This window comes from Hylemonella sp. W303a (genome assembly GCF_046452315.1).
In the GTDB taxonomy this organism is placed as follows: domain Bacteria; phylum Pseudomonadota; class Gammaproteobacteria; order Burkholderiales; family Burkholderiaceae_C; genus Hylemonella.
Genome location: NZ_JBKFDG010000004.1, coordinates 209955 through 232667, shown reverse-complemented (window position 1 = coordinate 232667; position 22713 = coordinate 209955). Strand labels below are relative to the sequence as shown.

Genomic DNA, 22713 nt, shown 5'->3' with positions numbered 1-22713 from the left:
CACCGACCTTGTGCAGGGCAACATGATACATTTCGGCGCTGCGTCTGAACCAGCGCGATCCGCTGGCCGTGCCCGCGCCTTGCGCAACTTTGACGATGCGCCCTGTCCGGCCACCGGCTTCGGCAACCGATAGAAACCATTTCCTGAGAGAGCCCTCATGAAGATCCACGAATACCAAGGCAAGGAAATCTTGCGTCAGTTTGGTGTGCCTGTGCCGCGCGGCATTGCAGCCTTCACCGTTCAAGAAGCCGTTGAAGCTGCGCAGAAGCTGGGTGGCCCGGTTTGGGTCGTCAAGGCGCAGATTCACGCCGGTGGTCGCGGCAAGGGCGGCGGCGTCAAGGTCGCCAAGACCGTGGATGACGTGAAGACGCTGGCCGGCCAGATCCTGGGCATGCAGCTCAAGACCCACCAGACGGGTCCCGAGGGTCAGAAGGTGCGTCGCCTCTACATTGAAGAAGGCGCTGACATCCAGAAGGAATACTACCTGTCCGCCGTGACCGACCGCGGCACGCAGAAGGTGGCCTTCATTGCCTCCAGCGAAGGCGGCATGGACATCGAGGAAGTGGCGCACAGCACGCCCGAGAAGATCGTCAAGATCTTCGTCGATCCGCTCACCGGTTTCACCGAAGCCAACGGCAAGGAACTGGCCAAGGGCATCAACCTGCCTGCCGACTCCGTGCCGCAGTTCATCGACGTCTGCCAGAAGCTCTACAAGTGCTACATGGACACGGACGCTTCGCTGGTTGAAATCAACCCGCTGAACCGCGACGGCAAGGGCAACATCATCGCCCTCGACGCCAAGTTCAACTTTGACTCCAACGCCCTGTTCCGCCACCCCGAAATCGTCGCGCTGCGTGACCTGGACGAGGAAGACGCCGCGGAAATCGAAGCGTCCAAGTTCGACCTGGCCTACATCAGCCTGGACGGCAACATCGGCTGCCTGGTCAACGGCGCCGGGCTGGCCATGGCGACCATGGACACCATCAAGCTCTTCGGCGGCGAGCCGGCCAACTTCCTCGACGTCGGCGGTGGCGCCACGCCCGAGAAGGTGACCGAGGCCTTCAAGATCATGCTCAAGAACCCCAAGGTCAAGGGCATCCTGGTCAACATCTTTGGCGGCATCATGAAGTGCGACACCATCGCCACCGGCGTCATCACGGCCAGCCGCGCCGTGAGCCTGAAGGTGCCGCTGGTCGTGCGCATGAAGGGCACGAACGAAGAACTGGGCAAGAAGATGCTGGCCGAGAGCGGCCTGCCCATCATCAGCGCCGACACCATGGCCGAGGCCGCGACCAAGATCGTCGCCGCCGTGAAGTAAGCCCAGACCAGACGCGAAGGAATCCATCATGTCGATTTACATCAACAAGAACACCAAGGTCATCACCCAGGGCATCACGGGCAAGACCGGCCAGTTCCACACCGAGAAGTGCCAGGAATACGCGAACGGCAAGAACTGCTTCGTCGCTGGCGTGAACCCGAAGAAGGCCGGCGAGTCGATCTTCAACATCCCGATCTACGCCTCGGTGAAGGAAGCCGCCAAGCAGACCGGCGCCACCGTGTCGGTGATCTACGTGCCCCCGGCGGGCGCGGCCGATGCGATCTGGGAAGCCGTCGAGGCTGACCTGGACCTGGCGATTTGCATCACGGAAGGCATTCCGGTGCGCGACATGCTGGTCGTGCGCAACAAGATGAAGGAAAAAGAGGCCAAGGGTGGCAAGAAGACCTTGCTGCTGGGCCCGAACTGCCCCGGCTTGATCACGCCCGACGAAATCAAGATTGGCATCATGCCCGGCCACATTCACAAGAAGGGTCGCGTGGGTGTTGTCTCCCGCTCGGGTACGCTGACCTATGAAGCCGTCGCGCAGCTGTCCGAACTCGGCATTGGCCAATCCAGCGCCGTGGGTATCGGTGGTGACCCGATCAACGGTCTGAAGCACATCGACGTGATGAAGGCCTTCAACGACGATCCGGACACCGACGCCGTGATCATGATCGGCGAGATTGGTGGCCCTGACGAAGCCGAGGCCGCGCGCTGGTGCAAGGCCAACATGAAGAAGCCCATCGTCGGCTTCATCGCTGGCGTCACCGCGCCTCCCGGCAAGCGCATGGGCCATGCGGGCGCTCTGATCTCTGGTGGAGCCGACACCGCCGATGCCAAGCTGGCCATCATGGAAGAGTGCGGTTTCAAGGTCACGCGCAACCCCTCGGAAATGGGCAAGCTGCTCAAGGCCATGCTCTGAATGGGCGGCGAGCGTTTTTCCTCTTGACTCCGGTCAAGAACTGACGTTTTCCTCTATATCTGGCCCGGTGGTCCGCATGGATCATCGGGCTTCATTCCTTCTACTAGAAACCATAACAGCTAAGGAGTTTTTTGATGGAATTCTTGCAGGATGCCAACTTCTGGATCGGTCTGCTCAAGATCATCTGGATCAACATCATTCTGTCCGGCGACAACGCCGTGGTCATTGCTTTGGCCGCGCGCTCCTTGCCTCTGCATCAGCAGAAGCGGGCGATCCTGTTCGGATCCGGCGCGGCAGTGGTGCTACGGGTTGCGCTGACCGTCGTGGCGGCCAAGTTGCTGGAATTGTCTTTCTTGCAAATCGTGGGTGGCGTGCTGCTGCTCTGGATTGGAGTCCAACTCTTGAGCGAGGACGAGGAAGACGAGGGGGATGGCAAGCAGGTCGGTGGCCTGATGGCCGCCGTTCGTACCATCCTGATCGCTGATCTGGTGATGAGCCTGGATAACGTGATCGCGGTGGCTGCAGCAGCGCACGGGAGCGTCGTGTTGCTGGTCTTGGGCCTGGCAATCAGCATTCCCTTGGTGGTTTTTGGCAGCTCGCTGATGATCCACTTGATGGAGCGTTTCCCGATCATCGTAACGCTGGGCGCCGCCTTGATCGGGTGGGTTGGCGGCGAGACCATCATGAACGACAACGTTCTCAAACCGATCCTCGCGGGCCAGCCTTGGCTGCATTACGCGGCGGCGTCGTTGGGTGCGATTCTGGTTGTGCTGCTGGGCAGAAGCTTGCAGAAACGTGGCCACACGGCAACTTGATTGCCTGGCGTTTTGAGTTTTGATTCAAAGTCATGCCCTGCGGGGCGTGGCTTGGTCACGATCGCCGAGAGACCGGTGTGTGCAAATGCAAATTGCACGACACAAAAGTGAGCTAGCTTGCGGGCCGCTCTGGGCTCTGCTAATGTCGGCAGCATCGACCCGTTGAAGGGCGATGCAATGAGTCCCGCGGCACTTCACGAATGGGTAGGCGTCTGGCGTGGCGGAGAAATGAAAAGCCATGGCAGCAAGCAGTTTGAGCTACAGGTTTTGCGCGCGTACCGACCAGGGTCGAGTGCGCGGCAACAACGAGGACGCCTTTGCCTTGGACGACGCGGCGGGGCTGGCGGTTCTGGCGGATGGCATGGGCGGTTACAACGCTGGCGAGGTGGCCAGCAGCATGGCCTGCGCCAATATCCAACGCGATGTGAGTGGTTGGTTCCGTGCCGACGACGCCGGCAATCCTGTTACTCTGGAAGATATCCGGCGTGTCCTTGAGCGCAGCGTTGCGCACGCCAATAGCGCCGTGTTGCAGGCGGCGCGTGAACACATTGAATACTCGGGAATGGGCACCACGCTGGTGGTAGGAGTTTTCCATGGCCGAGACCTGGTGCTGGGTCATATTGGGGATTCGCGCTGCTACCGTTTGCGAGATGGCCAATTGACACGTGTCACCCGCGACCACTCCTTATTGCAGGAACAGCTGGATGCGGGGCTCATCACGGCGGAACAAGCGGAGGTCTCCGTTCACCGCAACTTGGTGACTCGTGCTCTGGGCGTGGATTCCGCCGTCATGCTGGAAGTGCACACACATCCGGTCGAGGCTGAAGACATCTACCTGATGTGCTCTGATGGCCTTTCAGACATGTTGCGCGACACGGACATCGCCAAACTGCTGCGTTTGCCACTGAGCTTGGAACTCCGTGCCGAAGCCCTGGTTGACATGGCCAATGACCGGGGTGGCCGCGACAACATCACGGTCCTGTTGGTCCATGCGCAAGGGCAACGGCCTACCTTGTGATTTTTCTCTCACCCAGGGGCTGTACCTGCGATGGCCGCGTCACCGATCGGCACGAGCCGGGTTATGCTGGCGACATGTTTCGAGATGTTGCAGAAAAAAACAGCTTCGGGCATGATCATGAGCGAACGGCCTTGGGTTTTTCTCCACAAGTTTCTGTTTCGGGCAATTCAAAAGCGGGCTGATGCTCGATGGAGCAAACATGAAGGTGCGGGTTTTGGGCTGTTCTGGCGCGATCGCGCGAGGTAGCCGCACCACTTCTTTCCTGATCGATACGGACATCTTGGTGGATGCTGGCACGGGGGTCGGTGACCTGACCGTCGGCGAGATGCTGCGCGTTGATCATGTCTTCATCACCCATGCCCACCTGGACCACATCACGGCTCTGCCATTGATGCTGGATGCCATGGGTGCGCGTCGCCGCCAGCCCGTCATCGTGCATGCCCTGCCGCAAACCATCGAGGCCATGCGGGCGCATATCTTCAACAACCTCATCTGGCCCGACTTCAGCCGCATTCCCACCGAGGCGGCGCCTTTCATGCGCTTCGCGGCGATTGAAACTGGCGAAGTCGAGGAGATCGGCGGTCGGCGCATCGAGGCTTTGCCAGCTCGGCATACCGTGCCTGCCGTGGGTTACGCAGTCAGTGCCGACCCGGCTATGCGCAAGGATGGCAAGGCTGCCACGTGGGTGTTCAGTGGAGACACGGGGCCCAACCCTGCGTTCTGGCAACGTGTCAATCAGTTGGACGGTGTGCGCATGCTGGTGATTGAAACAGCCTTCAGCCGCCGGGAAAGCAAGCTGGCGGAAATCAGCCAGCATCTGGCCCCTGACACTCTGGCGCAGGAGCTTGCGCAAATCTCGCCGGAGAAGGATTTTCCCATCTACATCACGCACACCAAGCCGACGGAGACAGTTCAAATCCTCGTGGAGTTGGGTGGGCTTCAGCGCGACAACGCGCAGAAGTCCGCGCCGCCGGGGGCCACGGACCATGGCCGCCGCCTGTATGAACTGCATGGCCTTCAAGCGGGTCAAGAGTTCGATTTGTAAGCCAGCCGCCAAACTTGGCGCGCGGCCACATGTGTGGCCTTGGCGAACAATCCAATTACCTGAATCCATCTGACGCGGCGATTCCCGACTTGGTTTGACGCGCGTCAAGCCTCTGCGCCGATGCGGGGCTGGCCGCACCGCTGTGCGACGAAGTCTTGGGGTATTCTTCGCCGCGTTCATGGCGGCGCGAACCTGCGGCGCCAAGCTTTGCAAGACACATCACCATTGCTCAAGAAGGAGTATTCATGAAACACGCTCTCCAAAAGGGGTTCACCCTGATCGAACTGATGATCGTTGTCGCGATCATCGGTATCCTTGCCGCCATCGCCCTGCCTTGGTACCAAGACTATGCAGTGCGGGCCAAGATGTCGGAAGCGGTGCTGGCGGCATCGCAATGCCGCACCGCCGTGAGTGAGGTCTACCAGGCCAAGGCGGGTACCGGGCTGCCCGCGGGTGGTGGTTGGGGGTGTGAATCGGCGACTCCCACAACCCAGTACGTTCGTGGCGTGCAGACGGATGAAAAAGGCGCCGTCCAAGTCACCGTTCACAACATCTCTACCGCAGTGGAAGACAAGACGGTGCTGTTCGTACCAGAGGTGAACGATGGCAAGATCGTGGGCTGGAAGTGCGGCCCGGGCACGGTTGACCCGAAATACCTGCCCGGTGCATGCCGGGAAACTGGCTTGAAGGTGGGCACGCTCGCCCCGCAGTTGACGGACAACTGAGCGCCTGACGCCCCGTCAACGACCTCGCCTCTCACGGTTGCCATGAGGCGGGGCTGAGTTTGACATCGCGGGGATCAGGCAGCCACGTAGCTGCCAGACTTTCCCCCGTGCTTTTCGAGCAGGCGCACATCGTGGATCTGCATTCCCCGATCCACGGCCTTGCACATGTCATAGATCGTGAGCAGTGCAATCTGGGTCGCAGTCAATGCTTCCATTTCCACACCGGTGGGACCCAGGGTTTCAGCGCTGACCGTGCATCGCACCGAAGAAAGCGGACTGCCGGGCGCCAGCTCAAACTCCACTGCGACCCGCGTCAATGCGAGCGGATGACACAGAGGGATCAATTCGCTGGTTTTCTTGGCGGCCATGATGCCAGCGATGCGTGCCACCCCCAGCACGTCGCCTTTTTTCGCGTTCCCTGATTCAATCAATGTCAGTGTGCTGGGCTGCATGTCGATGCGGCCGGTGGCCACAGCCAAGCGCCGCGTAGCGGCCTTGTCCCCGACATCCACCATGTGCGCCTGTCCGCTGGCGTCGAAATGCGTCAAACCATTCATGGAAGCGGCTTTATGAAAACGTTACGTGGATCGCGCATCATACGGGCCATGAGATTTGCCGGATTGAAGCGCAAACTGCTTTGTTTGACACTGGTGTTCAGCCTGGCTGCGATGGCGCAAGGCGGTCCGAATGCCTTGCCAGCGTTGGGTGATGGCTTGGAGATGAGCACCGGCGCCGAACGGCAGCTAGGGGATCGCATTGCCCGTGAGTTGTACCGCAGCACCGCTTACGTGGACGACGCGATTCTGGGCGACTATGTGGAAGGCCTCTGGTTGCGCCTCATGGCCGCTGCGCGAGCCCGAGGGGAGCTGACGCCCGAGATGGACGAGCAGTATGCCTGGACGATCATGCTGGGGCGCGACCGCAGCGTCAACGCTTTTGCTCTGCCGGGCGGTTACATGGGTGTCCATCTGGGGCTGATCGCTTCGGTGGACGATGCCGACGAGTTGGCTTCGGTGCTGGCGCACGAACTCAGTCACATCACCCAGCGTCACATCGCACGCATGATCAGCCGGCAAGGGCAGCAGGCTCCCTGGATGATTGCCGCAATGATCCTGGGCATTCTGGCCGCGGCGTCGAGTCCGGATGCGGCTGGGGCGCTGATCGTGGGCGGACAGGCCGCCAGCGTGCAGGGGCAGCTGAATTTCTCGCGCGACATGGAGCGTGAGGCGGATCGCGTCGGGTATGGCGTGATGACTCAGGCGGGGTTCAACGGTCAGGGTTTCGCCAGCATGTTCCAGAAACTGCTGCAAGCGAATCGGCACAACGACACGGGTGCTTTTCCGTACCTGCGCAGCCACCCCCTCACGACCGAACGGATCGCCGACATGCAGGCTCGGCAACAGCTACAGGAGCGTTCCGTCCAGGCCCGGGACGGCGTCGACACGGCGGTCGCTCATGCCATGCTGGCAGCGCGGGCGCGCGTGTTGGCCGATACTTCGGTCGATTCGTTGCGCGCGGCAATAGCGCAAGTCGAGACACAGCTCTTGGGAGCCGCCACAACACCCTCGCAGTCCACTGTGAGGCTCGCGGGGGTGCTTTATGCGGCTGCGTGGGCTGCCGCAGAGCTGCGCGATCCGCAGACAGCGCAAAAAATGTGGACGCGCCTGCGCACCTTGGCTTCCGACCAGCCACAGAGCGCTTACCAAGTGCGCCTGCTGGGTGCGGAACTGGCGCTGTCCGCGGGAGAGGCGAGTCGCGCCCTGGACGTGCTTGATCAGCCGACTGCCGCATCAAATGCTCCCGGGACAGATGGCGGCAGGGAGAAAAAACCACGTGCACTCAGCTTGTTGCGCGCACGCGCACTCACGATGGCGGGCAGGGATGGCGCCACGCGTGCTGCGCAAACCCTTCAGGTGTGGTTGGCTGAACATCCTCGCGACGCCCAGGCGTGGCAGCTGCTGTCAGCTGCTTCTGCGGCGCAAGGACAAACTTTGCGCGCGATTCGCGCAGACGCGGAGGCGTACGCCGCGCGTTTTGACTACGCCGCTGCACGCGACCGGTATGCCGCCGCGCAGGATCTGATCAAGCGCGGAACGGCTGGAAACGAATACATCGAAGCATCGATCATCGAGACACGCGGCAAGCAAGTCGAGGCCTTGCTGCGAGAACAAATGCGCGAGCGGTAAAAAAGTAGGAGGCATGGATTCCAAACCCATGCCTCCAAGGCCCATACGTCGCCTGAGCGAACTGGGCTGACCTTTACTCGCTTGCAAGTACCAGGAAAGCTGCCATGCCTGCGACCGCGCCTGGCACAGACCAGCGGGAGTCCTGTCCCGGGGGCTGGTCTGGCGTGACAGGCTGCAAATCCTGACCGAACTTGGGACGGCGTGCGTCCAGTACACGGGCGGTTCCGTACTTCAGCTGCAGTTCTTGCGTCATCTCCAACAGCGGCCCGCTGGACAGCAAGGTGATGACCTTGTCGCCACGGACATGCAGCCGGGGAGTGATCAGCTTGAACAGCTTGTCAGCCCATTTATTGCGCCAGTTCTCACGCGCTGTGTGGTTCACCCACTTATTGATGTGACGCGACATGCGTGGCGGGCAGGCCACCAGGATCCACTGAGCCGGCTGGCGGGCACTGGATGCCTCGTTCAGCATCGGCGCCAGTTGATGCAGCGCGTATTCAGCATCGTCCACGTACGCAATGATGTTGTCCATGATTTGCTCCTTGTGTTGACGAGGGACGGGGGAAACTACCTGGGTGATTCTTGATCGCGTGATTCACGACATGCGTGAGTCAGGCGGTGTGGCTACTCGGCTTGCCGGACGCGGTGTGCGTGACCGGCCCGCCACGGCGAGCTGCGACGTACTTGCCGATCAGCAGCACCAGCAGCGCGCCAGCAACGCTCGCGCCATATTTCAGAACATCCGACTGCGGCAGCTTGAACACCCACTGCCATTTGTCGGGGTTGGCGAACGCGGGGTCGGTCACCAGCATCCCGCCCGCGATCCAGCCAAGCAGCATGCCGCCGGCTGTGATGATGGCGGGGAAACGCTCCATCAACTTGATGACGAGTTGGCTGCCCCAGACGATGATGGGGATCGAAATCAGCAAGCCGAGGACGACCAGCAGCAGGGAGTGGTCGCCCGCGTTCTGCGCCGCGCCCGCGATGGCGATCACGTTGTCCACGCTCATCACCAAGTCCGCGACGACGATGGTCTTGATGGCAGCGAACAATCTGTCGCTGGCGGCGATGTCGCCATGGCCTTCTTCATCCGGGGCCAGCAGCTTGACGCCGATCCAGACCAGCAGCAGAGCGCCGACGAGCTTGAGGAAAGGCAGGTTCAGCAAGGTCATCGCGAAAGCGATCAAGATGACCCGCAGGATGATGGCGCCCGCGGTGCCCCAGATGATGCCCTTGGTGCGCTGGGCGGGCGGCAGCCGACGGCAGGCCAAAGCGATGACGACGGCGTTATCTCCGCCGAGCAGGATGTCAATGATGATGATCTGGCCCAGTGCGACCCAGAATGCGGGTGATGACAGAAACTCCATGAGGGACTCCGTGTTGTAGTTCGATTTACAACCTGGGCGGTTCCGTCGATGGAGGAAGGACCCGCCCTACCCGGTGGACCGGATAGTGCCGAGAACGCGCACGCTTCGACGAAACCTGACTCAGGTTCCAATCGAAGGTCTTGCTCGGCGTGGAGTCATGAAGAATGTGCCCAACAAGCCGGAAGTCATGCTTCGTAATGACGACTTGTTGATATCAGCCGCGACGACGCCGTTTTTGGCGCCTCCCTGTGCCAGGGCTGATGGGAGCTACTCCCCTTCGTGGACGCATTACACCACGGATTGACGCGGCCCCACAAGCGGCCCCGGTATGATGGAAAACTCTGCTTTTCTAGCGCTCCGTTCCCTTTACCAGGCTACGCCCCATGGCTGGCATCCACGTTACCGACATTGAGGCGGCCATTAACTACTGGCGCGAGCGCGAACCCGCGTCCGATGGCGTGACTCTATCCCCTCCCCTGCGTGCCTTGGCCGAGGTGTATGCGCTCATGGTGTTTTTTCATGAGCAGGAAGCCGATGAGTTCAGCATGCCAGGACCCGCGATGGAAGCTTGGTTGGCTTGGTATGAAAGCACGCCGGACACCCCCTGCATCGCCATCTGTTCCACCAGTCAGGGGGATTCCGTTTGCAAGGGCTGCGGCCGTACTTTCGACGAGGTGCAGCACTGGACACACCTGCGCCCTGCGCAGAAACGGGAAACCTGGCGACGCATCACGCAATTGGGCGAAGCATGGCGCTTCAACCGCTATGCGGAAAGAGCGCGGGGTGAACAAGTTCAAGCGCGCCTGTTCGATGATGCCGACACAGCCTCCGGGGGCTGAGACACTGCCTCCCAACAGCGCGTGCTTGTTGGCTGACGTTACTTCCAGCGCACTGGCTCCACTTCGACCTGTCGCGCGCTGTTGCCCAGCATCAGCAGGCCTTCCTGCAGTGTCGCTTGCAGCTGCATGCTGCGTTCAGCCAAGGACGCCAGTTCCTGAGCGGCAGCGGTCGGGATGCGCCAGACCTGCAGTTTGTCCAGGCGCGTGAGTTTGCTCTCGATGCTGCGCCACCAGACCTCGGCCGCATGGCCGTGGGCATAGACCAGCACCGCATCGGCCCGGCTGCAGGCCTTGGCGAGCGGCTTGTCCTCGGGTTGGCCGACCTCGACCCAAAGCCGTGTCCGTTGGGTGTAGTCCCGCAGCCAGACGTCCGGTTCATCGGGATCGGACAGGCCTGCACCGAAAGACAGCGTGCCATCTCCTTGGCAGTCCGTCTGCAGGCGGTGGGCCTGCAGCGCAAGCGCGACCAGGCGCGCCATCATGCGTTCATCGGTCTCGCTGGGATGGCGCGCCAACGTCAGTGCATGGTCCGCGTAGTAAGCATGGTCGATGTCGGCGATCTGCAGACTCGCCTTGTAGATGGTGGATTTCAGCGCCATGAGTCGGGGTGTGCGGATGGATTTTCGGTAGCCCTCGCAAAACGGGCCAGGCCAGGCCCCTGTGCGCGCGCAACGCACGACAGGGGCTGGGGACTTCGGTGAAGGGCGCCCGGTGACGACTCAGGGCCAAGCGAGCTAGGCTCGTTTGGCCAACTCCGCCGCCTTGCCGGTGTAGGCACCTGGCGTCAGAGCCATGAGGCGCTGCTTGTCAGCCTCGGGGATCTCCAGGCTCTGAATCAGGGCATGCAGATCGGCCGACGTCACGGTTTGACCTCGTGTGGCGGCCTTGAGTTTTTCGTACGCGCCTTGCACGCCATAGCGCCGCATCACGGTCTGAATGGGCTCCGCCAGCACTTCCCATGCGGCGTCCAAGTCCGCAGCAAGAGCTTCACGGTTCAATTCCAATTTACCCAGACCCACGGCCAGAGAGTGATAGGCCAACACCGCGTAACCGATGGCCACCCCCATGTTGCGCAGCACCGTGCTGTCAGTCAGATCACGCTGCCAGCGGCTGACGGGCAGTTTTTCGCTCAGGTGCCGAAGCAAGGCATTCGACAGCCCCAAATTACCCTCGGCGTTCTCGAAGTCGATGGGATTGACCTTGTGCGGCATGGTCGAGGAGCCAACTTCGCCCGCCTTGAGCCGCTGCTTGAAGTAGCCCAGTGACACATAGCCCCATACGTCGCGCGAAAAATCAACCAGGATGGTGTTGGCCCGCGCCACGGCGTCGAACAGCTCGGCCATGTAGTCATGCGGCTCGATCTGGATGCTGTAGGGCTGGAACTTGAGGCCCAGGCCCAGAGGCTCCGGTGTCTCCACCACTTTTTTCGCGAAGGCTTCCCAGTCGAACTCTGGCCAGGCTGCCAGGTGCGCGTTGTAGTTGCCGACGGCGCCGTTCATCTTGCCCAGAATCTTGACCCCCGCGATGCGGTCGCAGGCGGCTTGCAAGCGCACGACCACGTTGGCCAGTTCCTTGCCCACCGTGGTCGGGCTGGCGCTCTGACCATGGGTGCGGCTGAGCATGGGGACCTCGGCGTAGGCGTGGGCCATGTCGCGCAGTTTCAGCAGCAGCTTGTCCAACGCCGGCAGCAGCACGGTGTCGCGCGCGCTGCGCAGCTGCAGGGCGTGGCTGGTGTTGTTGATGTCTTCGCTGGTGCAGGCGAAATGCACGAACTCGCTGGCTTTTTGCAGTTCAGGGCGGGCCTCGAAACGGGACTTGATCCAGTACTCGACTGCCTTGACATCGTGGTTGGTGGTCTTCTCGATTTCCTTGATGGCCTCTCCATCCGCTTCGGAGAAATTCTTCACCAGGTTGAGCAGGTAGGTGCGCGCGCCAGGCGACAGTGGAGGAAACTCTTTCAGGCCAGCATCGCTCAGCGCGATGAACCAGGCCACTTCCACCTGCACCCGGCGATGCATGTAACCCTGCTCGCTCATCAAGGGTCGCAGAGGTGCCAGACGCGATGCGTAGCGTCCGTCCAGCGGGGAGAGGGCCGAAATCGAGGAAAACGTCATGGGTGGAATTGTAGAGGGCGCCCGTCCGTGGCTGCCGTGGCCTGTGGTATTCGCGATCAAAAGTCCGGGTGCCGTTGAGAAATTGGCTCACACCTGCCTCGGCCTGGTCCCCTGGCTAGAATCGCCCGCATGAGTTTGAAACTGATCGGGTCCTACACCAGCCCTTATGTACGCAAGGTGCGGGTCGTGCTGGCCGAAAAAAAGCTGGAGTACGACTTTGTGCTGGACGATGTGTGGTCCGCCGAGGCGCGGGCCCCTGAGTCCAATCCCCTGGGCAAGGTGCCCTGCCTGATTCTGGATGGGGGCGAGGCGCTGTTCGATTCCCGCGTCATCGTGGAGTATGTGGATACCCTCTCACCCGTGGGCCGCTTGATACCCCCCGCAGGACGTGCGCGCGCTGAGGTCCGCACCTGGGAAGCACTGGCCGATGGCGTGATGGACGCTGGACTGCTGGCTCGCATGGAGGCCACCTGGCCGCACCGCACCGAAGCCGAGCGCAGCCAAGCCTGGATCGAGCGCCAGCTCGGCAAGATCACGGCGGCCTTGGCGGCAATGAGCAAGGGGCTGGGACAACAACCTTACTGCGCAGGCGCGCAGTTTGGCCTGGCCGATGTGGCCGTGGGCTGTGCGCTGGGCTACATGGATTTGCGTTTCCCCCAAATCCCCTGGCGTGCGCAGTACTCCAACCTGGTGCAGTTGCATGACAAACTGATGCAACGGCCCAGTTTCGCGGACACCGTGCCGCGCTGAAGCCCAGAGCTGTCCTTAATCACCCATGCAAAACGCCGCAGACCTGCAAGGGTCAGCGGCGTTTGTGTTTGTCTTTGTGAGCGAGTAGGCGTCTCGCCTATACCGAGCTCAGACCGTCATGGACAGGATGCGCTGCAGGTTGATCTTCACCTTCACCTCCCGCGACTCGATGCCCGCAGCGATGCGGTAATCGCTCATGGCGGTGTCGCGCAGGACCGGGTCCACGATCGCCACGCCGTCACGATTCGTCAGCACGGCGACCTTGGGTGTGGTGGTGTTGGCGCCGCGCTTGACCACGATCGCGATTTCATCGGTGATCAGCTTGACGAAAGAACCTGGCGAGTGGATACCGACCGCCTTGATCAGTGCCGCCCCGGCTTGGTCAACCTGCTGGTTCTCGTCGAAATAGGTGGCCTTCATAGCCATCGCCGCCGACGATGGCGTGCGCGTGGCGCGCGGCGAGCGGCGAGCGCCGAAAGAGTCGGCGCGCTGGATCAGGCGAGCCATGCGGTCGCCCATGCTGTTGCGGTCGGTCAGGTTGCCCGACGCCGCCGCGTGGTGGCCACGCACCGCTTCCAGCCAGGTCTTGTCGCGCACGCCGGCCTGGGTCAGCAGCTCGACGGAACGCAGGGGGTGGTTGTTGACCAGCAGGCGCTGCTCAGGCGTGAGCGGGCCCTGCTGCTGGGTCAGCTTGTCTTGCAGGTCCGTCATGCCGACGTTCATGGAGAGCGCCGCGAGACTGACCGTCATTTCGTCGGCTTCCGGCCAGCCCAGCACATCGCGCGCAGCCAAGCCGCACATCACGCTGACCAGCATGGCGTGGGTGGCGCTGTACATGCGCACCTCGTTGGTCGACAGATGGAAAAGCGCGAGCAGGGCGGCATCGGGGTTGCGGATGGCGTGCTGGCGCAGACGCTTGTGCAGGTGGGTAAGACGTCCCAGGAAGGTGGGGCCTCCGCCATCACGCAAGATCGTGTTGGCTTCCGATTGGTAGTCCAGCCAGTCGGGCGGGCCGATGGGCACGTCTTCTTCATCGCGCACGAGGGCCGCGCTGGCGTCGGTGACGTGGGCATCGGCAATGCGGCCGATGGAGCGGTCCCGCTGCACCATGTCGTTGAGCATGGCGCGGTAGGCGCGGTTGTGCGCCTCGGCGTCTGCTTGGTCGATGCACAGGGACAGACCACGCCCAACCAGGCGTTGGATCGTGGCGCGGTCGGGAATCGAGTAGCCCTTGTTGGCGATCACCGTACCTTCGGAGTCCATCAAGGGGAATGCCAGAGGATGCCCGATGCGTATGGAGTCGATGCTGATGGGGACGAGTTTGCCAGTTGCCATAGATTCTCGATTATGCAGGCATATAGGAGCGCCACAAAGCTGGAAATTGCCTCCCAGCGACCTCGGGGACTGGTGGCCAACGGCGTGATCGGCAAGTCCTGGACCGCTTGTCAAGAACATGCACGGGACATGCCAGACCCCGGCTGGCGCAGGCGCGGCCCCATTGTGCCTGCCTTCCCACTAAGATTTCGCAACCTGTTCCGAACCGTCAGCGAACAGTCCTTCATGCCGCATATCCCCGCCGCCCCTGTCTCCGAGCCAGACTTTCTGGACAAACTCTGCGCCCGCGCCGACCTGCGAGCCCGCCTGGCTGAGTTGCCACGCCCGCTGGTGTTCACCAACGGCGTCTTTGACCTGTTGCACTTGGGCCACGCCATGTATTTAGGCCAGGCACGTGCGCTGGGCGCCAGCTTGGTGGTGGCCTTGAACACGGATGCGTCGGCGCGCCGTCTGGGCAAGGGCCCGGAACGCCCGCTCAACCGTGAGCGCGATCGCGCCGCCCTGATCGCGGCGCTGGGTGCGGTCGATGTGGTTACCTGGTTCGACGAGGACACGCCCCAGTCGTTGATTGCCGAGGTTCGCCCCGACATCTTGGTCAAGGGCGGTGACTACGACATGGGCCAGTTGCCCGAGACCGCCCTGGTCGAGCGTTGGGGCGGCCGTGCCCTGGCCTTGCCTTTTGTTGCGGGTTACTCGACCACCGCCTTGGTGAGAAAAATCCGGGGGTGACGCAGCGCGTTCAACACTCGGATTGTGTTGGGCACGGGTTGCGTGCACGCTCGCGCAGACCGTGCGTCTCAGAGCCCCTTGTCGCTCTCGAACACCGCCGCCCACAGTGCCAGCACGGCGGCGCGCTCGCTTTGAACCTGGGCCAGTGGCACTTGCGGGGTGACCTCGTCCAAACGCGCCTGGTGTTGGATGCGGCGCAACTCCCGGTAAGCGTTCGCCGCTGCCGCACCCACCTTGGTCGGCACAAGTCCCGCAGCCTCCGCAGCGTGCAGCAAGGCAATGTTGCCGCTGTTGCGGCGCAGTTCGTGATGGTGTGCCGATTGCGAGAGCACCAAAAACTGAACCGCGAACTCCACGTCCATCATGCCGCCCGCGCTTTGCTTCACGTCGAACTGGCCCTCTGGCACCGCATGGGCGAGTCGCACCCTTTCGCGCATGCCCAGGATTTCATCTCGCAGGCCGTGCGGATCGCGCGCGGCACAGATCACCGTTTCCCGCACCGCGTCGAAGCGCTCCCGCAAGGCCTCGGCGCCCAACACGAAGCGGGCGCGGGTCATGGCCTGGTGTTCCCAGGTCCAAGCCGTGTTGCTGCCGCGTTGTTGCTGGTAGTTGGCGTAGGCGTCGAAGCTGGTGATCAACAACCCGGAGTTGCCATTGGGTCGCAGGGCCGTGTCGATTTCGTACAGATCGCCCTCGCCCGTTTTCACGGTCAGCCAATTGACGAGCTTGCGCACCAGCAGGGCGTAGACCTCGGGGGCGTCTTCGTGCGCATCTTCGTAGACGAACACGATGTCCAGGTCGCTGCCATAACCCAATTCCTTGCCGCCCAGCTTGCCGTAACCGATGACCCCAATTTGCGGGCCGTCACCCGGCTCGGTGCGGTGCTTCTTGCGCAAGGCGTCCCAGCACCAGCGGGTGCTGACGCGCAGCACCGCGTCGGCGAGGGCGCTCAGGTCGTCGGCCACCTGCTCCACGCTAAGGTGTCCTTCCACATCCCGCGCCAGGGTACGGAAAACTTCGGCATGGTGGGCGCGTCGCAACAAGTTCAGCAGGGCTTCCTCGTCGCCGTCGCCGGTGTCGCGCAGCGCCTTGCGGCGGGTCTCCAGTTCGTTTTCGAAGGCGATGGGGTCGAAGCGCGCCGTCAGCAGTTCCCGGCCCGCCAGTTCGTCGATCACACCCGGGTGCAGGAGCAGGTAACGTGCGGGCCAGCGCGCCGCGGCAAGCAGGCGCAACAGCCGCTCGTGCACGGCGGGGCGTTCCAGCAGGAGCGCCAAGTAGCTTTCCCGGCGCAGCAGTGGCTCCAGCCAATCCAGCAACCGGGTGTAGGCCAGTGTGGCGGTGGGTTCGGGTCGGATCACGGCGTCGGCACCCTGCGGCGCCAACTTGAGCATGAGCGCGCTGCGTTCCAGCAAGCGCAACAAGCGCCCTTGAGCGGTTTCGCTCAAGGATTGCACCCGCGGCTGCCCACGCCAGAGGTCGTAGCGCTCGTGAAGGTCGACGGGCAGATGCGCGCGCAGGTTTTCGAAGCTGAGCGCCGCGTCGGCTGGCCTGCTGCAGCGCCGGCAATCCTTGTCGGGGCCGGGAGCGCGGTTGCCCAGCAAGGTATCGAACTCCTGAGCTACTACCTCGCGGTGCGCGTCGAGCTGGGTGAGAAAGTCGCAGATGTCGGAGCCGCAACCTCGGCTGCCGAGGTAACCGAGGCTGCGCGCTATCCAGCGCAGGTCCGCGTCCTGGGTGGGCAGCACATGGGTTTGTTGGTCGTCCAGGTACTGGATACGGTGTTCCACCTTGCGCAGGAACACATAAGCCTCGGCCAAGGCCGCAGCCGTTGCCGCAGGCATCAGGCCGGCCGCTGCCAGGCGCTGCAAGGCGGTCAGCGTGGGGCGGGTGCGCAGCTCGGGGAACTGTCCCCCGCGCACCACTTGCAGCAACTGCACGATGAATTCGATTTCGCGGATGCCACCGCGTGAGAGCTTGACGTCGTTGCTGCGCTCGGGACGGCCCGCGCTGCGCTTGTTGGCGTGTTCGCGGATCTGCCGGTGCAGCACGCGCAAGGCCTCGAACACGTTGTAGTCCAAATAGCGCCGGAACACGAAGGGCGTCACCAGGGCGCGCAGCGCCATGACGGAATCATCGCGTTTGCCCGAGCTGTCCTCGATGCGCGCGCGCGGCGCGACCACGCGGCTCTTGAGCCAGGCCAGCCGTTCCCATTCGCGCCCCTGGGCATGGAAATAGGCTTCGAGCGCGTCCAGTGAGCAGGCCGTGGGGCCGGAGTTTCCGTTCGGTCGCAGCGCCAGGTCGACGCGGAACACGAATCCATGCTCGGTCACGTCGGCCAGCAAGCCACCCATCGCGCGCACGGCCTTGGCGAAATACTCGTGGTTGGAAATCCGATGCCGACCCTGGGCATCGCCCGCGGTTTCTCCGTCTTCCTCGTACACGTAGATCAGGTCGATGTCGCTGGAGACGTTCAGTTCGCGGGCTCCCAGTTTGCCCATGCCCAGCACCCAGAATTTGCAGCGTGTCCCGTCGGCCTTGTTGGCCGGACCGTGGATGGCGTCGAGCGTGGCCAGGGCGTCCGAGCAAGCGGTCTCGAGGGCGAATTCGGCCAGCGTCGTCATGCCCTGGCAGATCGTCTGCAACGGCGCCTGGTGCTCCACGTCCAACACAGCCATGCGCTCCAGCACGAGCTGACGCAGGACGCGCAACGCGGCGCCGGTGTCATGACCGCCATGCTCGGGGTCGCGCAGGCGTTCGTAGGCGTGCTTCAACGCCGTGAAATCCGGAGCGCTCACGCGCTCGCTGGACGAGGCCGGCAAGGGCGGCAGCAGGTTCAGCAGGTCCGCGTAGCGGCGTCGGACCCGCTGGACATAGCGGGAATGGTCGGCCTTGGCGTCGGTTTCATTGCTGACTGAAACGCCACATGCATCGTCCGGTTGGCAAGGCGAGGCCACGTTGCGGGTCATAATTCTCGGGAAGTTTCCATCTGCACAATGAATGCCCTGCCGCAACGCCTGAATCTGCGTTCAACTCTCTCGCTCCAGGCATGGGTTTGGCTGACGCGCGTGGTCTGGTGGCTGGTCTTGCTGCTCGGTCTGCTGGTTTGCGCCGTCTGGGCGGGGCTGAATTTCTTCATTGTGCCCCGAATCGACAGCCTGCGTCCGATGCTGGAATTGCAGGCCACCCAGATGCTCGGGCGACCCTTGCGCATCGGGTCCATACGCGCCGAAACCGAGGGTCGGCTCTTGCCGTCCTTCGAGTTGCGGGAGGTCATGCTGTACGAGCGGGTGGAAACACCCGCGTCCGGAGCCTCCGTCGAGGTCGGGGAGCGCGGCGATGCCAGTGCCGTGCCCGTTCTGCGCCTGCCGCGCGTGCGCGTGCAACTGTCCCTGCATGCCCTGCTGCGCTTGGGGTTTGACCAGCTGGTGATTGATCAGCCAGACCTGACCGTGCGCCGCGCCGCCGACGGCCGGATCTACATCGCTGGCATCGAAGTGCCTCAGCAGTCCGAAGGGGACGGCCGCCTGGCGGATTGGGTGCTGTCGCAGACCGAATGGCGCATCACGGGCGGAAGCGTGCACTGGATCGACGAAACGCGTCCGGTTCCTCCCGTGGCCTTGCAGGGGCTGGAGTTTCGCTTGCGCAACGGCGCGCGCACGCACGAGTGGCGGCTGGATGTCCAGGCCCCTGACGAACTGGGCGGCCGGGTCAGCCTGCGCGGACAGCTGCGCGAGCCCCTGTTCTTCGCCCGTCCGAGTGAGTGGCAGCTGTGGGATGGCGAGCTGTACGCTGAATTGGAACGCGTTGACCTGGACGCGCTCAGACAACGCATGGCTTGGCCCGCCGCGCTGGCCCACATCCAGTCGGAAGGCGGCAGCGCCGCCCTGCGCGCCTGGGTGGATGTCGAGGAGGGGCACATCAGCTCCGTCACGGCGGATGTGGCGCTGGGTCGCTTGCAGCTCAAACCCGGTCCTGATTTGCCCGCGCTGGACTTGAACCGTTTGGCTGGACGTTTGGGTGCTCGTTGGGGCACCAGCCTGGGCGGGTCCTTGCAGGACGGCAGCTACGAAGTGTCCACCCAGGGCTTGCGTTTTGACACCCGCGATGGCCTGGTCTGGTCCAGTGGTGACGCCCGCTTCAGCGTGGCTGGGTACCAACCCGGCCAGACACTGGCGGCCCTGCACTTGCAGGACATCGATCTCGCCGTGCTGGCGGGGCTGGCCCGCCACCTGCCGTTGACCGCTCAAATCCAGCAGAATTTGTCGCGCTACGCGCCGCGAGGTCGTGTCGAACGTTTGCAGGCGAATTGGCAGGGGCCGTCCGGTGGCATGCCCGAACGCTATGAATTGGAAGGTCGCGTGGCGGGGCTGGAGCTCGCGGCGCAGGCCAACCTGGAGCGTGCGGACAAGACCGCGCCTGGACTGACTACGCCCGGCCTTGCTGGCATCACCCTCGATTTCGAGATGAACCAGGATGGCGGCACGGCCAAGGCCCAGGTGCGCCAAGGCTTTATCGCCTTGCCAGGGATGTTCGAGCCCGCGCGCCTGGCGCTGGACCCGTTCAGCGCCGACCTGCGCTGGCGCCTCAAGGCCGGTCGGCTCGACAGCCTCCAGATCAACAACGCCAGGATAGCCAACGCCGACCTCCAGGGCGATTTCCAGGCCGAATGGCAGGCGCCGCGGGTGGCCTTCAAGGGCAGCAACGCCTCACCCACGGAGCCGAGTCAACTCGGCCACCTGGATTTGCAGGGCAGTTTCAGCCGCTTGGATGTGGCGAAAGTGCACCGCTACCTGCCTTTGACCGTCTCCGAGCCGGCGCGCAACTACCTGCGCGAGGCCTTGCCCCGCGGCCGTGCCAGTCAGGTGCGCGTGCGGCTGGCCGGCGATCTGGACCAGTTCCCTTTCCATCAGGGCGGGGGCGAGTTCCGCGTCACGGCCCAAGTTCAGGACACGACCTTCGTCTACTTGCCTGCGTCTTTGCAAAACCCGGGTGAGCTGCCCTGGCCCGCCTTGCAGGACCTGCAGGGTGAGTTCCTGATGGAACGCGACGGTCTGCAATTGCGCAACTTCAGCGCCGCGGTCGCCGGCGCCCCCCGCATGCAGCTGGCGCAAAGCCAGGTCCAGATCCCGCAGCTGGGCCCCAACATGCATGTGCAAACCGATCTGAACTTCACCGGTTCGCTGGACGAGATGTTGCAACGCATGGTGGGGGCCTCGCCGCTGGAGGTGCTGCGCCAAAGCGCCTTAGGGCAAGCGCGCGCGACGGGTGAGACGGCCGTGCGCCTGCAGCTGGACGTGCCACTGGCTGCTCCCCAGGCCAGTACGGTCCAAGGACAGGTGCTGTTGACCGGCAACACGTTGCGGCCCGCACCCGGGTGGCCCGCGCTGAGTCAAGCGCGCGGGCTGGTGCACTTCAGCGAGCATGGCTTCGCCTTGAGCGCGGTGCAGGCCCGCTGGCTGGGTGGCGAGGTGCAGGTCGAGGGCGGCACCATTCCTGTTCCTGGCGCCTTGACCCTGCAGTCCACATTCAAGTCGGCCCTTTTGCCAACCCCCAACCCACCACTGTCAACGCAGCGTCCGCGTCTGCGGGTGCAGGGCCAATTCACCGCCCAGGGCTTGCGCCAGGCCGGACAGGAAGACAGCAGCAGCGAGGCCTTTCGTAAGCTCGCCGCCTTGGCCCGGCAGATGGAGGGCGGCGCGCGATATGAAGCTGAGTTCGGCCTGAACGAGGGCGCGCCGGAATTTCTCTTGCGCACCGATCTGAGAGGCCTGGCCCTGAGTCTGCCCGCGCCACTGCGCAAATCGGCCGACCAGACCCTGCCTGTGCGCTTGCAGCTGGAGCGCAGACCCCCGCGCGATCAGGAAGAGGCCAATCTGGTGCTCGCCAGCGCGGGGCCGCGAGGCTGGCATGACCGGCTCAGCCTGGAGGTGGGGCGCCTGCTGCAGTTGCGCTATGAACGCGTGAAGGTTGCGGATCAGGAGCGACCTCGCGTGCTGCGGGGCTTGCTGCGCTTGGACCTGACGGCTCAGGACCCCTTGCAGCCCTCGCGAGACGCGCTGCTGCTGCCGGATGCGGGTGTGCGCGCCGTGCTGCGCCTGGGCACGTTGGACGTGAATGCCTGGCTGGACGCGGCCCGGCAAGGCGTGGACGCGCGTACGGGCCTGGCCCAGGCGCCCCGCGTCGCGAACCCAGCGCCATCGCCATCGCCCGCCGCCGCGGACCCGGCCTGGCTGGACTACCTGCCCACGCAATGGCGGATGCTGGGTGACCGGGTGCAGCTCAGTGGCCAAAGCCTGAGCGATTTGGAAATCGATGTGACCCGTGACGGGGGAACGTGGCGCGCGCAGTTGGCGTCTCAGGAGGCGAGCGGTGTGCTGAGCTACCGCATGCCCTCGGGCATGGCCCAAGATGGTGGCGTGGCCGATCGGGCGGGATACTTGCATGCGCGTTTGTCCCGTCTGGTTCTGAAGACGAAGTCGGCCGAGGCAGAGGCGCCTAAAACGGTCGACCCAGGCGCAGCCACCGAGGAAAACCGCGACATTCCCTCGCTTGACGCCTTGGACTTGCCCGCGCTGGACATCGTGATTGAGCAGCTGCAATGGGGCAACCAGTCCTTGGGCCAACTGGAGGTGGAAGCGGGCCATGGAGCCGCCCCAGCCGCGCTGAACGTTGCGACCCAGGCGGGACCTTCCTGGGTCTGGCAACTCCGACGCCTGCGCCTCGTGCTACCGGACGGCGAGTTCACGGCACAAGGACAATGGCCCGCCGTGTCGACGGCGCCCGCTGCTCCCGCTGCGGCTGCGGGGCCTGGGACCGCGTCAATCGCGCCACGGCGCAGCAGCTTGGACTTTCAGCTGACCATCAAAGACAGTGGGCGCCTGCTCGCGCGTTTGGGCAAACCGGGGCTGATCGAGGGGGGCGCGGGCCGCATGCAGGGCCAGCTCGCATGGAACGGGGTACCGTGGCGACCGTCCCTTGCCGCACTGGATGGGTCGCTCAAGATCAGCATCGAGCGGGGCCAGTTCCTCAAAGTCGAACCCGGTGCGGCGCGATTGCTGGGGGTGCTCAGTCTGCAATCCCTGCCGCGGCGCCTGATGCTCGACTTCCGTGATTTCTTCTCCGATGGCTTCTCGTTCGACTTTGTGCGCGGCAATGTGCGCTTGCGTCAAGGCGTGGCGCGCACGAACAACCTGCAAATGAAGGGCGTGGTCGCCGCGGTGCTGATGAGCGGCCAGGCCGACCTGCGGCAAGAGACGCAGGACCTGCGGGTGGTGATCGTGCCTGAGATCAACGCGGGCACGGCCTCGCTGATCGCGGCCTGGATCAACCCGGCCGTGGGCCTGACCACTTTCCTGGCTCAAGCCATGCTGCGACGACCCGCCATCGCAGCCGCCACCCAGGAGTACCACGTCACCGGGAACTGGGTTGAGCCGCAGGTGGAGAAGGTGGACCGGCAAAAACAGGACGAGACGACCGCGCCCTCCAAAGACGCATCCCAAGACAACGCCAGCGAGGAAGAGCCGACCCCCTCCACCTTCGACACGCCCTGA

General features: G+C 63.5%; 18 protein-coding genes. 11 read left to right on the top strand and 7 right to left on the bottom strand.

Going from position 1 to position 22713, the window contains the following annotated elements:
* The first annotated feature begins 157 nt into the window (after window positions 1-157).
* The 6 genes from sucC (at window position 158) to ACLBKS_RS09480 (ending at window position 5843) form a co-directional block, all read left to right on the top strand.
* On the top strand, window positions 158-1318 hold the full coding sequence (gene sucC / locus ACLBKS_RS09505; RefSeq protein ID WP_410192565.1) for an ADP-forming succinate--CoA ligase subunit beta: 1161 nt from the start codon (window positions 158-160) through the stop codon (window positions 1316-1318).
* Between the two features lie 28 nt (window positions 1319-1346).
* Window positions 1347-2240, top strand: a complete 894-nt coding sequence (sucD, locus tag ACLBKS_RS09500) for a succinate--CoA ligase subunit alpha (protein ID WP_006299001.1) — start codon at window positions 1347-1349, stop codon at window positions 2238-2240.
* 134 nt (window positions 2241-2374) lie between these two features.
* Entirely contained in the window at window positions 2375-3055 is a 681-nt protein-coding gene (locus ACLBKS_RS09495) for a TerC family protein (RefSeq protein WP_410192564.1), read from the top strand.
* Window positions 3056-3293: 238 nt separating this feature from the next.
* On the top strand, window positions 3294-4073 hold the full coding sequence (locus ACLBKS_RS09490; protein ID WP_410192563.1) for a Stp1/IreP family PP2C-type Ser/Thr phosphatase: 780 nt from the start codon (window positions 3294-3296) through the stop codon (window positions 4071-4073).
* Window positions 4074-4272: 199 nt separating this feature from the next.
* Window positions 4273-5118: a 3',5'-cyclic-nucleotide phosphodiesterase gene (locus tag ACLBKS_RS09485; RefSeq protein WP_410192562.1), complete on the top strand. Its 846-nt coding sequence runs from the start codon at window positions 4273-4275 to the stop codon at window positions 5116-5118.
* A gap of 245 nt (window positions 5119-5363) precedes the next feature.
* On the top strand, window positions 5364-5843 hold the full coding sequence (locus ACLBKS_RS09480; RefSeq protein WP_410192561.1) for a pilin: 480 nt from the start codon (window positions 5364-5366) through the stop codon (window positions 5841-5843).
* A gap of 74 nt (window positions 5844-5917) precedes the next feature.
* On the opposite strand, the gene moaC is transcribed toward ACLBKS_RS09480, so the two are convergent.
* The gene (moaC, locus tag ACLBKS_RS09475; RefSeq protein ID WP_410192560.1) at window positions 5918-6400 is read right to left on the bottom strand and encodes a cyclic pyranopterin monophosphate synthase MoaC; all 483 of its coding nucleotides are present in this window, start codon (window positions 6398-6400) and stop codon (window positions 5918-5920) included.
* Window positions 6401-6448: 48 nt separating this feature from the next.
* Here moaC and ACLBKS_RS09470 point away from each other — a divergent pair, with 48 nt between their 5' ends.
* The gene (locus ACLBKS_RS09470; protein ID WP_410192559.1) at window positions 6449-8029 is read left to right on the top strand and encodes a M48 family metalloprotease; all 1581 of its coding nucleotides are present in this window, start codon (window positions 6449-6451) and stop codon (window positions 8027-8029) included.
* A 73-nt stretch (window positions 8030-8102) separates the two neighbouring features.
* On the opposite strand, the gene ACLBKS_RS09465 is transcribed toward ACLBKS_RS09470, so the two are convergent.
* Entirely contained in the window at window positions 8103-8561 is a 459-nt protein-coding gene (locus ACLBKS_RS09465; protein WP_410192558.1) for a hypothetical protein, read from the bottom strand.
* 79 nt (window positions 8562-8640) lie between these two features.
* A complete protein-coding gene (locus tag ACLBKS_RS09460) occupies window positions 8641-9396 on the bottom strand; it encodes a TerC family protein (protein WP_410192557.1) in 756 nt (251 codons plus the stop codon).
* A gap of 383 nt (window positions 9397-9779) precedes the next feature.
* Here ACLBKS_RS09460 and ACLBKS_RS09455 point away from each other — a divergent pair, with 383 nt between their 5' ends.
* A complete protein-coding gene (locus tag ACLBKS_RS09455) occupies window positions 9780-10235 on the top strand; it encodes a DUF3717 domain-containing protein (RefSeq protein WP_410192556.1) in 456 nt (151 codons plus the stop codon).
* A gap of 38 nt (window positions 10236-10273) precedes the next feature.
* Here ACLBKS_RS09455 and ACLBKS_RS09450 read toward each other — a convergent pair whose 3' ends face one another.
* Complete coding sequence (locus ACLBKS_RS09450) at window positions 10274-10834, bottom strand: YaeQ family protein (RefSeq protein ID WP_410192555.1); 561 nt, start codon at window positions 10832-10834, stop codon at window positions 10274-10276.
* A gap of 135 nt (window positions 10835-10969) precedes the next feature.
* Window positions 10970-12349: an adenylosuccinate lyase gene (gene purB / locus ACLBKS_RS09445; protein ID WP_410192554.1), complete on the bottom strand. Its 1380-nt coding sequence runs from the start codon at window positions 12347-12349 to the stop codon at window positions 10970-10972.
* Between the two features lie 135 nt (window positions 12350-12484).
* Here purB and ACLBKS_RS09440 point away from each other — a divergent pair, with 135 nt between their 5' ends.
* A complete protein-coding gene (locus ACLBKS_RS09440) occupies window positions 12485-13099 on the top strand; it encodes a glutathione S-transferase C-terminal domain-containing protein (RefSeq protein WP_410192747.1) in 615 nt (204 codons plus the stop codon).
* 108 nt (window positions 13100-13207) lie between these two features.
* Here ACLBKS_RS09440 and ACLBKS_RS09435 read toward each other — a convergent pair whose 3' ends face one another.
* The gene (locus ACLBKS_RS09435) at window positions 13208-14434 is read right to left on the bottom strand and encodes an HD-GYP domain-containing protein (protein ID WP_410192553.1); all 1227 of its coding nucleotides are present in this window, start codon (window positions 14432-14434) and stop codon (window positions 13208-13210) included.
* A gap of 225 nt (window positions 14435-14659) precedes the next feature.
* Here ACLBKS_RS09435 and rfaE2 point away from each other — a divergent pair, with 225 nt between their 5' ends.
* Window positions 14660-15163: a D-glycero-beta-D-manno-heptose 1-phosphate adenylyltransferase gene (gene rfaE2 / locus ACLBKS_RS09430; protein WP_410192552.1), complete on the top strand. Its 504-nt coding sequence runs from the start codon at window positions 14660-14662 to the stop codon at window positions 15161-15163.
* A 68-nt stretch (window positions 15164-15231) separates the two neighbouring features.
* On the opposite strand, the gene glnE is transcribed toward rfaE2, so the two are convergent.
* Entirely contained in the window at window positions 15232-18129 is a 2898-nt protein-coding gene (glnE, locus tag ACLBKS_RS09425; RefSeq protein WP_410192551.1) for a bifunctional [glutamate--ammonia ligase]-adenylyl-L-tyrosine phosphorylase/[glutamate--ammonia-ligase] adenylyltransferase, read from the bottom strand.
* A 27-nt stretch (window positions 18130-18156) separates the two neighbouring features.
* On the opposite strand from glnE, the gene ACLBKS_RS09420 reads away from it, so the two are divergent.
* The gene (locus ACLBKS_RS09420; protein WP_410192550.1) at window positions 18157-22713 is read left to right on the top strand and encodes a YhdP family protein; all 4557 of its coding nucleotides are present in this window, start codon (window positions 18157-18159) and stop codon (window positions 22711-22713) included.